The sequence below is a fragment of the Streptacidiphilus monticola genome, assembly GCF_042658505.1.
GTDB classification, from domain to species: domain Bacteria; phylum Actinomycetota; class Actinomycetes; order Streptomycetales; family Streptomycetaceae; genus Streptacidiphilus; species Streptacidiphilus monticola.
Map to the genome: position 1 here is coordinate 1 of NZ_JBHSQJ010000004.1, position 12,731 is coordinate 12,731.

8 protein-coding genes are annotated in these 12,731 nt (G+C 72.4%); 5 read left to right on the top strand and 3 right to left on the bottom strand.

Annotated elements, in window-relative coordinates; translation table 11 throughout:
• The 3 genes from ACFP3V_RS00860 to ACFP3V_RS00870 all read left to right on the top strand — a co-directional run.
• Positions 1-688: beta-xylosidase family glycoside hydrolase (locus tag ACFP3V_RS00860; RefSeq protein WP_465270084.1), on the top strand; the 688-nt coding region annotated here is incomplete at its 5' end.
• Positions 689-765: 77 nt separating this feature from the next.
• On the top strand, positions 766-2,520 hold the full coding sequence (locus ACFP3V_RS00865) for a cellulase family glycosylhydrolase (protein WP_380578544.1): 1,755 nt from the start codon (positions 766-768) through the stop codon (positions 2,518-2,520).
• A 134-nt stretch (positions 2,521-2,654) separates the two neighbouring features.
• A complete protein-coding gene (locus tag ACFP3V_RS00870) occupies positions 2,655-4,793 on the top strand; it encodes a beta-galactosidase (RefSeq protein WP_380578546.1) in 2,139 nt (712 codons plus the stop codon).
• 7 nt (positions 4,794-4,800) lie between these two features.
• Here ACFP3V_RS00870 and ACFP3V_RS00875 read toward each other — a convergent pair whose 3' ends face one another.
• Positions 4,801-6,645 (bottom strand): ricin-type beta-trefoil lectin domain protein, encoded by a 1,845-nt coding sequence (locus ACFP3V_RS00875; protein WP_380578549.1) that lies wholly within the window; start codon positions 6,643-6,645, stop codon positions 4,801-4,803.
• A 287-nt stretch (positions 6,646-6,932) separates the two neighbouring features.
• Between ACFP3V_RS00875 and ACFP3V_RS00880 the strand changes: the two genes are divergently transcribed.
• Both ACFP3V_RS00880 and ACFP3V_RS00885 read left to right on the top strand, forming a co-directional pair.
• A complete protein-coding gene (locus ACFP3V_RS00880) occupies positions 6,933-9,092 on the top strand; it encodes an alpha-galactosidase (protein ID WP_380578551.1) in 2,160 nt (719 codons plus the stop codon).
• Between the two features lie 122 nt (positions 9,093-9,214).
• Entirely contained in the window at positions 9,215-10,300 is a 1,086-nt protein-coding gene (locus ACFP3V_RS00885; RefSeq protein ID WP_380578646.1) for a LacI family DNA-binding transcriptional regulator, read from the top strand.
• Between the two features lie 53 nt (positions 10,301-10,353).
• Here the strand turns inward: ACFP3V_RS00885 and ACFP3V_RS00890 are convergent, their stop codons facing one another.
• Positions 10,354-11,397 carry a substrate-binding domain-containing protein gene (locus ACFP3V_RS00890; RefSeq protein ID WP_380578553.1) on the bottom strand — a complete coding sequence of 348 codons (1,044 nt, stop codon included), beginning with the start codon at positions 11,395-11,397 and terminating at the stop codon, positions 10,354-10,356.
• A 137-nt stretch (positions 11,398-11,534) separates the two neighbouring features.
• Positions 11,535-12,731: pyridoxal phosphate-dependent decarboxylase family protein (locus tag ACFP3V_RS00895; RefSeq protein ID WP_380578554.1), on the bottom strand; the 1,197-nt coding region annotated here is incomplete at its 5' end.

The window sequence follows — 12,731 nt, forward strand, 5'->3', positions numbered from 1 at the left end:
CGTCACCTGGCAGGACGGCTGGCCCCTCGTCGGCGAGGTGGACCTGGAACTGGCCGACCTCCCCTGGGAGCTGACTGCGCCTCAGCCGTCCCCCGTCCGCGACGACTTCGACGCGGCCGAGCTGCAACCGTTCTGGATCTCCTTGCGCGACCGCCCGGCCGAACTGGTCGATGCCAAGGAGCGCGACGGCTGGCTCACCCTGCGCGCCCGCGGCGGCTCCCTCGACGAGCCGGACGTCGTCTTCGTCGGCCGCCGCCAGCAGCACCTCGCTTTCGCGGCGCGCACGCTCGTCGACGCCGGCGCGGGCTCCGGCGGCCTCGCGGTCCGCCTGGACGAGCGCAACCACTACGCCGTCGAGTCCACGCCCGACGGCACGGTCCGCGTGGTCGCCCGCATCGGCACCGTCCGTGCCGTCGTCGCCGAACGCGCTCTCCCCGCAGGTCCCTTGGTCCTGTCCGTGCGCACCGGGCCCGCCCCCGAGCCGCACGACTCACGCAAGGGCCCGGACTCCCTCGTCTTCGCCGTCGGGACACCGGACGGCGCCACGAGCGACCTGGCCTCCCTCGACGGCCGCTACCTGTCCACGGAGGTCGCCGGAGGCTTCACCGGCCGCGTCGTCGGCCTCTACGCCGCCGAGGGCACCGTGTGCTTCGACTGGTTCGACTACGAGCCTCTTCCGCTCCCCTGAGCACGCGTCAGCACTCCTCCGAGCACGCGTCAGGGGCCCACTCGCCCCACCACCCATTCATCCCGAAGGGACGACCCGTGAACGACGCACAGCAGCAGAGCACACCGCGCGCCTCGCGCTCCCGCAACCGCCGCCTGCACCGGACGGCCGGGCTCGTGGCGCTCCTGGTCACCGCGGGAAGCCTCACCGGCGGCACCGCCTTCGCCGCGCCGGCCGGACAGGCCCCAGCGACCGTGGACACCACCCCCCGCAGCGCGATGGCCGCCGTGGCTCAGATGCAGCCCAGCTGGAACCTCGGCAACACCTTCGACGCGATCCCCGACGAGACCTCGTGGGGCAACCCGCTCACCACCAAGGCGACGTTCGACGGTCTTCGCGCCCAGGGCTTCCGCAGCGTCCGGATTCCCGTCACCTGGTACCCCCACCAGTCCACCACCGCCCCCTACACCATCGATCCGGCGTGGATGAAGCGGGTCAAGCAGGTGGTCGACTGGGCCTTGGCGGACGGTCTCTACGTCGAGATCAACGTCCACCACGACTCGTGGCAGTGGATCGCCAACATGTCGGCCGACCACGACAACGTGCTGGCACGCTTCACCTCCACCTGGCAGCAGATCGCCACGGCCTTCAAGGACGAGCCGCGCAAGCTGCTCATGGAGAGCGTCAACGAGCCGCAGTTCTCCAACGCGACCGACGCCCAGAAGACCCAGTACCTGCGGGAGCTCAACACCGCCTTCTACGACGTCGTGCGCAACTCCGGTGGCCGGAACAAGGACCGCCTGCTCGTCCTGCCCTCGGAGGAGACGAACAACGCCCAGCACTGGCTCGACGACCTGTCCACGACGATGAGTTCGCTGCACGACCGCAACCTCGTCGCCACCGTGCACTACTACAGCTGGTACCCGTTCAGCGTGAACATCGCCAACGGCGCCTCCTACGACGCCACGGCCCAGAAGGACCTGACCGACGGCTTCGCCCGGGTGCACAACACCTTCGTGGCCAAGGGCATCCCGGTCTACGTAGGCGAGTACGGCCTGCTCACCTCGCCGTACTCTGGCGTGGTCGAGCGCGGCGAGATGCTCAAGTACTTCGAGCAGGTCGACTACGAGGCGCGGGCCAACGGCTTCACCTCCGCCCTCTGGGACGCCGAGAACGACTTCCTGAACCGCTCCACCATGCAGTGGATGGTCCCCGAGATGAAGGACCTGATCCAGAGCTCCTGGCGGACCCGCTCGGGCACCGCCTCCACCGACAACATCTTCCTGCCCAAGTCCGGCCCCATCACCGCGCAGTCCATCACCCTCAACCGCAACGGACTGTGGTTCACCGGCCTTTGGCAGGGGGACCGCCCGCTGATGCCCTTCGTCGACTACACCGTCGACGGCGACCGGCTGACCCTGACCGCCGCCGCCCTCACCCGGCTCGCCGGCGACCGCACGGCCGGCGTCGACGCCACCCTCGAGGTCCGCTACTCCGACGGCGTCCCCTGGAAGCTCTTCGTGCGCTCCTACGACAAGCCGGTGATGGCCGACGCAACCGGCACCACCGACGGACTCACCGTCCCCACCGGGTTCAACGGTGACCTGATGGAGAACGTCGAGTCCACCTACGCAGACGGCACCGCCGCCGGCCCGGCGTCCTGGACCACCTTCCAGTCGTTCGACAACTACCGCCCCGACTACGGCGGCAACACCACCACCATCAAGGCGGACTTCCTCAACTCGCTCAAGGACGGCGTCCCGGTGACGCTCACCTTCCGCTTCTGGAGCGGTGCCACCGTCACCTACCACGTCACCCGTTCCGGCTCGACCGTGACCGGCACCGCCTCCTGAGCCAGGCCGCGCCGGCACCGCCGACCGCTCCGGCGCGGAGGACCTCCCCGGACCTCCGCGCCGGAGCTCTCACGTCAACAACCATGCGACCGGCCGCTGTTGGGCCGGCCCCACCACACCGGCCGGAGACCGCCGTGACCACCCTTCCGCCCCGCGTGCTGTTCGGGGCCGCCTACTACCCCGAGTACCACCGGATGGACCGCGTCGAAGCCGACCTCGACCTGATGGCCGAGGCCGGCTTCACGGTGGTGCGCGTCGGCGAGTCGGTCTGGTCCACCTGGGAGCCCGAGAACGGCCGCTTCGACCTGGACTGGCTGCAGCCGGTCCTCGACGGGGCCCACGCCCGCGGCATCTCGGTCGTGCTGGGCACCCCGACCTACGCCGTTCCGCCCTGGCTGGCCCGGCTCCACCCGGAGATCGCCGCGGAGGACGCCACCGGCCGCCGTGCGGCCTGGGGCTCCCGCCAGGAGATGGACATCACCCATCCCGCCTTCCGCTTCCACGCGGAGCGCGTGGTCCGCCGCATCCTCGCCCGCCACGCCGGCCACCCGGCCGTCATCGGCTTCCAGGTCGACAACGAGCCCGGCTGCCGCCTGCCCCACAACCACGGCGTCTTCCAGCGCTTCGTCGACGACCTGCGCGCCCGCTACGGCGACGTGGAGACGCTCAACCGGGAGTGGGGCCTGGTGTACTGGTCGCACCGGCTCACCACCTGGGCCGACCTGTGGACCCCCGACGACAACGCGCAGCCGCAGTACGACGTGGCCTGGCGCGCCTTCCAGGCCCGGCAGACCACCGAGTTCATCGCCTGGCAGGCGGACCTGGCGCGCGAGTACGCCCGCCCCGGTCAGTTCGTCACCACCTGTCTGCACTACCACCATCCCGCCCTGGACGACGACCGGCTGACGGACCGTCTGGACGTCGCGGCGGCCAACCCGTACTACGAGATGCAGGACGCGCTGGCGCTGCCCGCCGATCCGGACCGCCCGCCGCACGCCTGGCAGGCCGGCGGCGTCTGGGGGCTGCTCCAGGAGGCGGACCGGGCCTGGTCCTCACGCCAGGAGCCCTTCCTCGTCACGGAGACCAACGCGCAGGCGATCGGCGGCACCCACGACAACCGTCCCGCCTACGACGGGCAGTGGCGGCAGGCGGCCTGGGCGCTGGTCGCGCGCGGGGCGCGCATGGTCGAGTACTGGCACTGGCACACCCTGCACTTCGGGGCGGAGACCTCCTGGGGCGGGATCCTGCCGCACAGCGGCCGTCCCGGCCGTGTGTATGCCGAACTCGCCCGAGTGGGCCGCGAGTTCGCGCAGGCCGGCGCGCTGGCGGCCGGGCTGGAACCGGACGCGGACATCGCGATGGTGTACTCGTTGCCGAGCAAGTGGTTCATGCAGAAGTACCCGCCGCTGGCCGCGGCGAACGGCGCTCCGGACGGCGCGTCGTACCACGGCCTGTTCGACCCCTTCTACCGGGGCGCGGTGGAGTCCGGTCGGCAGGTGCGCATCCTGCACGCCCGGCAGCTGCACGACCCGGAGGAGCCCGGCGCCGGGCCGGCGCCCGACGTGGCCGCGCGGCGCCACCCCGTGCTGGTCGCCACCGGCCTCCACCTGGCCGACGACGGTCTGCTGGACTGGCTGGCCGCCTACGCCGGGGCGGGCGGCCACCTGGTGCTCGGCCCGCGCACCGGCTACGCCGACCCGGAGGGGCGCGCACGGCCCGAACCCGCGCCCGCGCGCCTGTCGGGCGCGGCCGGGGTCCGCTACGCGGAGTTCAGCAACCTGGACGCCGAACTGCCGCTCGACGCGGGGCCGGAGAGCCCGTTGCGGCTGCCGGCGGGGGCCGGGGCGACCCGCTGGGTGGACGCACTGGTCCCCGACGGCGCCGAGGTGCTGGCCGGGTACCGGCACCCGCACTTCGGCCGCTGGCCGGCGGTGACCAGCCGCGTCCACGGCCGGGGCCGGGTGACCTGCGTCGGCACGGTCCCCAACGGCGCGGCGGTCCGGGCGCTGACGGCGTGGCTGGTGCCGCGGCCGTGCAGCGGCTGGCGCGACCTGCCCGCCTCGGTGACCGTCTGCACCGCGACCGCGCCGGACGGCCGCCGCGTCCACGTCGTGCACAACTGGAGCTGGGAGCCCGCCTCGGCCGTCGCCCCCGGCGACCTGGTGGACGTGCTCGCCTCCGGCAAGGGCGGTGCGGCGAGGACCGCCGTCCCGGGCGGAGCCCCGGTCGAGCTGGGGCCCTGGGACGTGCGTGTCCTCGCCGCGGAGCGCTGACATGGCGTCAGTTCAGCTGCCATTTCTGGTTGGCGGCGCCGGTGCAGCTCCACAGCTGGACCAGCGTGCCGTCGGCTGTCGCGCCCCCGGCGGCGTCCAGGCACAGCCCGGACAGGGCGCTGGTGATGCTGCCGTCGGCGTTCAGCTTCCACTGCTGGTTGGTACCGCCGGTGCAGGACCACACCACGGCCTTGGTGCCCGCGGTGGTGCCCCAGCCGTAGGCGTCCAGGCACATCTGGGAGCTGCCCGAGTACACCGTCAGCTGCCCCGAACCGGTGACCGTCCAGCGCTGGTTGGCGCTGCCGATGCAGTCCCAGAGCTGCACCTGGGTGCCGGCGGTGGTGCTGGCGCCGGGGACGTCGAGGCACTTGGAGGCGCCGACGGCGTGGAGGGAGCCCGTCGTGGCCGCGCCGGAGGGGTGGAGCTGGACCACCACGATCGAGTACGGCGGCACGGTCTGCTGCCCCGGGGTGCCGGACGTGGCCGAGCTGAGGCCGGTCGCGTTCCTCAGGTACGACCAGACGGTCGGTGTGGCCGAGGCGGGCGTGAAGCCGTTGTAGGACATGCTCACGTTCGCCGCGTTGTTCGGATCCTTGTTGATCAGCATGACGTCGAGGTCGCCGTTGCCGCGGCGCACGGCGTGCGCGCTGACCAGCGAGGCGGAGCTGGTGGACGACAGCATCGTGTCCCCCGGGGCGCCCAGCTTGGTGATCAGCTGGAGGCTGTAGTAGGGGGCGAAGGGCGTGTTGACCGCGGGCTCGCAGGAGGCGCCGCTGGAGACGAGGCCGCCGTCGGCGTAGTCGGTCGCGCCGCCGACGTTCGTCACCGAGGAGCAGTCGGTGCCGTTGCGCAGGTCCCACCAGTCGACGTTGAAGATGCCGTTCTCCCACCAGGTCAGGTACTCGTCCGGGGCGAACAGCGCGTTGGGAGCGGTGTCCACGTCCCGCTGGCCGTTCGTCTCGGTGATCGCGATGCCGACGTTGGGCGCGTTGCTGCCGGCGTACTGGTTGATGAGCGAGCGGACGGTGGAGGTGATCCGGGGGATGTCCGCCTGCGGCTTGGTGAGCAGGTCGCTGTCGCTGGTGGTGGTGGGGTAGTGGTGCACGATCACGAAGTCGATCTTCGGACCCGCGATGGAGAGCACGGTGTGGTTCCAGTCGGCGGTGTCGCCGGGGCCGGTGATGCCGTCGGGCCAGCTGCCCGGAGTGGTCAGCACCGCACCGATCTTGACGCTGGGGTCCGCGGCCTTCATCGCGGAGACGAACTGGAGCAGGTTGGTGGCGTAGGTGGTGGCGCTGTGGCTGCTGTGCTTGTCCAGCTCCCAGCCGCTGCCGTTGCTGTACTCGCCGTTGCCGGGGACCTCGTTGCCCACCTCCCAGTACTTGATGCCGTAGCCCTTGGTGACGTTGGCATAGCGCACCCAGGCGGCGGCCTCGTCGGGGGTGCCGGAGCCGTAGTTGACGGTGATGACCGGCTGTGCGCCGGCGGCGCGCACGGTGCCCATGAAGGCGTCGAAGCCGGTGTTCGGGGCGACGTAGCCGCCGTTCTCCTCGGTGTTGGTCTGCCAGTGGTAGGCGTCGGAGACGCTGCCGCCGGGGTAGCGGACCGCCTGGAAGCCCGCGCCGGCGATCAGCGAGGCCGTGGCCGAGGAGTTCATCTGACCGTCGAAGACGGCGGTGTTCACGCCCGAGGCCAGGGGCGGGATGGAGCCGAGCGTCCTGGTCGCGTCCACGGACACGGTCACCGCGGTGTCCGCGTGGGCGGCGGGCACGCCGCCGAGTACGGCGGCCGCCGAGGCGAACAGCGCTGTGGTCAGGCCGGCGAGGGCGCGGGTGAGAAGCGTTCTGTGCACAACCACCTCCGCGAGAAAGTTTCTTTGAAGTTTCCAAAGAGTTTCTGGGGCAACGTACTGCTGCGGCATGTTCGGGTCAATGCCTTGCGCCCGAATCGCGACGCCCGCCCGTGCCGTCACCCGGCCTGGCGGCCCAACCGCTTCAGGAAAGTTTCGCGCGCCGCCCCGGCTCGACGCCCGCCGTTCCGATCGCAGGCCGACTGCGTACTGCCGCCCGGCGGCTGCGCGGTGCTCCGCAGGGCCTCAACTCCACTGCCACCTTTGGCCGTTCCGCAGAAAGGAAACCCATGACCGACGACTCCCCCGCACTCCGCTGGGGCCACGACGCCCTCCATGTCGAGATCGGCACCGACCCGGACGGCCCGCCACGGCTGCGCCGGATCGGCATCCCCGGGCAGTTGCCCGCAGAGCCGCCCGCGGCAGCGCCCCTGCCACTCGTCGAAGCCACCACCACCGACCGCGGCCGCCACTGGTCCGGGCACCGGGTGATCGACACCGCCCTCGGAGCCGACCTGCGCTACCGCGGGCACTCCGCGACCCGGGACGGCGACTGGCACCGGCTGACCGTCCGACTCCACGACCCGGTCGGCGGACTCGCCGCGGAGGTGCTCCTCAGCTCCCCCGACGGTGTCCCGGCCCTGCGCAGCCAGGTGGTGATCCGCAACGAGGGCACCCGCAGCGTGCGACTGGAGTCCGTCGCCTCCCTCGTGCTGGGCGGACTCACCGCGGACGCGGACCTCGACGCCGCGGACCTGCTGTGGGCGGAGAACGACTGGCTCGCCGAGTACCGCTGGCAGCGCCGGCCCATGCGGCTCACCTCACCGGTCCTCAGCGACCGCGTCCACTACCGGTACGGCAAGGGCGGCTTCGCCGTCGCCGGACAGGGGACCTGGTCCAGTTGCGACCGGCTGCCCATGGGCGGCCTGACCGACCGCCGGACCGGCCGCACGTGGGTGTGGCAGATCGAGCACAACGGCGGGGGCTGGCATTGGGAGTGCGGCGAGCACGACGACTCCGGCTACCTGGCCCTGTCCGGCCCGAGCGGCCAGCGCCACGGGTGGTCCCGGCTGCTGGAGCCCGGCGCCTCCTTCGAGACCGTCCCGGTCGCGATCGCCTTCGGCGTCGAAGCGCCGGACGAGGCCTTCGCCGCGCTCACCCGCTACCGGCGAGCCATCCGGCGGCCGCACCCCGACCACCGTCGCCTGCCCGTCGTCTTCAACGACTACATGAACTGCCTGATGGGCGACCCGACCACGGCCAGACTGCTCCCCCACATCGACGCGGCCGCCGCGGCCGGTGCCGAGTACTTCGTCATCGACGCCGGCTGGTACGACGACAAGGACGGCGACTGGTGGACCAGCGTCGGCGCCTGGGAGCCCGCGGCCTCCCGCTTCCCCGGCGAACGCGGCATCCACGAGGTGCTGGACCGCATCCGTCAGCTCGGGATGGTCCCCGGCCTCTGGCTCGAACCCGAAGTCGTGGGCGTCACCAGCCCCTTGGCCCACTCCCTGCCGGACGAGGCGTTCTTCCGCCGCGACGGCGTCCGCGTCGTCGAGACCGGCCGACACCACCTCGACCTGCGCCACCCCGCCGCACGCGAACACCTCGACCGGGTGGTGGACCGCCTGGTCGGCGAACTCGGCATCGGCTACCTCAAGTTGGACCACAACATCGACCCCGGGTCGGGCACCAGCGGGCACCCGGGCGAGGCCGCCGCCGACGGCCTGCTCGGCCACAACCGCGCCCACCTGGACTGGCTGGACGGCGTCCTGGACCGCCACCCCGGCCTGGTGCTGGAGAACTGCGCCTCCGGCGGCATGCGCACCGACTACGCGCTGCTGTCCCGGCTCCAGCTCCAGTCCACCAGCGACCAGCAGAACCTCGCGCTCTACGCGCCGATCGCGGCCTCCGCACCCACCGCGGTCACCCCGGAACAGGGCGCCGTCTGGGCCTATCCGCAGCCGGAGGACACCCTCGACGAGGTCGCCTTCACCATGGCCAACGCCCTGCTCGGCCGGATCCACCTCTCCGGCCGCCTCCCGGAACTGTCGTCCGCCGCAAGGGACTTGGTCACCGAGGCGGTCGCCGTGCACAAGGCCCTGCGCGCCGACCTGGCCACCGCGCTGCCCGCCTGGCCGCTGGGACTCCCCGCGTGGGACGACCCCTGGATCGCCCTCGCCCTGCGCACCCCCGCCACCACCTACCTCACCGTCTGGCGCCGCCCGGGCGGCAAGGACACCGCCGTGCTCCCGCTGCCGCAGTTCCGTGACGCCGCCGTCCGCGCGGACGTGCTGTACCCCTCCACCACCCAGGCACGCTTCCGTTGGCACCAGGACAGCGCCGCCCTGACGCTGACCCTCCCTGCTGCGCCGTCCGCCGTCGTGCTCCGGCTCGTCCCGGATGCCGGCCTGCAGGCGAGCGCGGGAGGGGAGATGCCGAGCGGCTGACGCCCGCGAGGCTCCACCACGGGCGGGGGATGCCAGAATGACCCCAGCAGGGACGCTCGCGCGTCCCAACCGTCCCTCCCGTCACGCAGGCGGGTCCCGGTGGAGCCATGGTCGTGGAAAGGGTGAACGTGACGGACAACGGATCGGGCGCGCCGACGGCGGACGAGCAGAGCTCTCCTGACGACAAGCCGGGTTCCGTCACCATCGCCTACATCGCGGAGTCCGCCGGGGTCTCCATCCCCACCGTCTCCAAGGTGCTCAACGGCCGCTCGGGCGTCTCCGACCAGACCCGGGCCCGCGTCGAGGAACTGATCAACCGTTACGGCTACCGGAAGCCGGCCCCCAACCGCGCCAACGTGGTGGAGCTGGTCTTCCGGGAGCTGGACGGCATGGGAGCGGTGGAGATCATCCGCGGCGTGGAACGGGTGGCGCGGCGCAACCGCGTCGGCGTCATGGTCTCCGAGTTCGGGGTCCACGACAGCCAGCCCATGTCCATCGACGACACCGTGGGACGCCGCCCCAACTGCGTGCTGTCCGTGTCCCAGCTCTCGAAGAAGGAGCGCGACCAGCTGACCGCGAAGGGCATCCCCTTCGTCGTGTTCGACCCGATCGGCGACCTGCCGGACGACGTCCCCTTCGTCGGCGCCACCAACTTCCGTGGCGGGCACACCGCCACCCGGCACCTGCTCAACCTTGGCCACCGGCGCATCGCCATGATCAGCGGCCCGGACCACCCGTTCTGCCTGGCCCGCAAGGCCGGATACCTCGCCGCGCTGGCCGAGGCCGCCGTCGCCGCCGAACCCGAGCTGCTGGTACAGACCCAGCTCACCCGCGAGGACGGGCACGCCGCCGCCCGCGAGCTGCTGTCCCGCGCCGACCGGCCCACCGCCGTCTTCACCGCGAACGACCTGCAGGCCATGGGCGTCTACCAGGCCGCCCGGGAACTGGGCCTGTCCATCCCCGCCGACCTGAGCGTCGTCGGCTTCGACGACCTTCCCATCGCTGCCTGGGTGGACCCGCCGCTGACGACGGTCCACCAGCCGCTCGCCGAAATGGCGGTCGCCGCAACGGAGTTGGCCCTGGCGCTGGGCCGCGGCGAGGAGGTGGCCCAGGTCGGCCTCGAGATCGCCACCACCCTCGCCGTCCGCGCCAGCACCGCTCCCCCGAAGGGCCGCACGTCGCGGACGGTCCGCAAGGATCTCACCTAGGACTGCGGGAAGCGCGGTTCACGAACGGTGCCGCCACGAGCGGCGCCGACCGCTCAGGACACCGGCGGGGCCGTGCTGTCCCGGACCACCAGCGACGTGGCGATGTCGAGCCTGGTCTGCGGCACCTCCTCGCCGCTGCCGAGCACGAGCGCGAGTTCCGCGGCAGCCCGGGCCATGGCCACCAGAGGCTGGCGCACGGTCGTGAGCGGCGGGTCCATCCACGCGGCGACGGGGAGGTCGTCGAAGCTCGCCACACTGAGGTCCCGTGGAATCGACAGGCCGAGTTCCCGGGCGGCCTCGTAGAGGCCGATCGCCTGCATGTCGCTGGCGGTGAACACGGCGGTCGGCCGGTCCGGACGGGACAACAGCTCACGCGCCGCCGCGTGCCCGTCCCCGCGGGTCAGTTCGGTGCGGACGAGCAGGCCCGGCTCCTGGGGCAGGCCGGCCTCCTGGAGCGCCGACGTGTACCCGGCGACCCGGGCGACGCAGAACGAGTGGTCGGGCCCGCTGATCATGGCGATGCGCTGATGTCCCAGCTCCGTCAGATGCCGGACCGCGGCCCGCGCCCCCTTCCACTGCGTCGCGCTCACGAAGGGCACGTCCTCGGCAAGCTCCTCGGCCGGGTCGTAGACGACGAAGGGGATGCCCTGCGCGCGCAGTCGCTGCCGCTCCCGCTCCCGCAGGAACGTGACCGCCAGCACGTCGGGCCCGCGCCGCCCGCGGTCGTCGTCGAGGTACACCGCGGTCGCCCGGTCGAAGCCGAGCTCCGAGACCACCGCACCGACCCGGTTCTCCCGCGCGACCAGCTCCACACCGCGCAGGATCTCCGACCCCCACATGTGCTCCAGCTCGGGGAACAGGAGGTCCACGACATCGCCCCGGTCACCCGGGGACTCACGGCGGCCCTGCCGGCTGATCAGTTCCCCGACCCGCGTCCGGCTGCGGTCCGAGGTGCGGGACTCGTCCCCGAGCACCGAGAGCGCGGGCAGCGGGACGCCCGCGGGTTCACGGATGTAGGCGATGGTCGGCCACGGCGGATCCACGCGGCGCGAGCGCTCGTGATCGGCCGTGGCACCTGCGGATTGAGTGTCCGTCACAGCATTTCCTGTTCGACGTGGCCGGGCCGCGCCTGTCCAGCCGGGACGGCTGTGCAGGAGCACTGCGACACAGGCTATTCACGAAGCCCTCCACACAACAGTTCCCGGGTCGAAGCGACGACCGGTGGCGCAGGTCCTCATGTCTGCGCGGCCAGGCGCAGGATCGCGTCGGCCGAGCGGTCGACGTCGTCCTCGGTGGTCGTCCAGTTGGAGAAGGAGATCCGTATCAGGCGGCGGCCGTGCCAGGTGGTGCCGCCGAGCCAGCAGGTGCCGTCCCGCTGCACCTGCTGGATGAGGCGGTCCGTGCGCTCCGGGTCGCCGAAGTCGGCGAGCACCTGGTTGAGCACGACGTCGTTCGCGATGACCGCGCCGCCCGCGGCGAGCCTGTGGGCCATCCGGCGGGCCATGCGGCAGCAGTGCCCGACGAGTTCGGCCACACCGCTGCGCCCGAGTTCCCTCAGTGCCGCCCAGACGGTGAACCCCCTTGCCCGGCGGGAGGATTCCGTGGTGAGGTCGCCGAGGCCCCAGCCCGCCGCGCCGCCGGAGCCGACGAGGTAGGCCGCCGTGTAGGAGACGGCGGCGGCGTGGACGTCGGGCCGGGCGCAGAACGCGAGTCCCGCGTCGTAGGGGACGTTGAGCCACTTGTGCGCGTCGCATCCCCAGGAGTCGGCCCCGCCAACGCCCTGGACCAGGTGGGCGGTTGACGGGTTCGCCGCGGCCCACAGGCCGAACGCGCCGTCCACGTGGACCCAGGCCCCGTGCTCGCGGGCGGCCTCGATGGCGGCGGGGAAGGGGTCGCAGGCGCCGGTGTTGACGTTGCCGGCCTGCAGGCAGACGATCGTCGGCCCGCTCGGTCCGGCGGCGAGGACAGCGGCCAGGTCGTCGGGGTCGAGGGCGCCGTTGGCGTCCGTCCCGACCTCTTCAAGGACCTTGGTGCCGAACCCGAGCAGCCGCAGCGAACGGTCGATCGTGGCGTGACGCTCGCGACCGGCGACGACCCTCACCTGCGGCGCCCCGTGGAGCCCGTCGTGTTCGACGTCCCATCCGGCCTCGGCGAGGACGTGGTGGCGGCCGGCCGCGAGCCCGACGGTGTTCGCCGCCTGGGCACCGGTGACGAAGCCGGCGGAGGCGGTCGGCGGCAGGCCCAGCAGGTCCTTCAGCCAGGTGCCGGCGGCCTCCTCCGCCGCGGCCGCGGCCGGAGAGAGGACCGCGTTGTAGGCGCACTGGTCCCACCCGCTGGTGAGGACGTCGGCGGCGACGGCCGCGGGCAGGGACCCGCCGATGACGAAGCCGAAGTACCTGGGCCCGGCGGTCCCCATCAGTCCCGGGTCCGT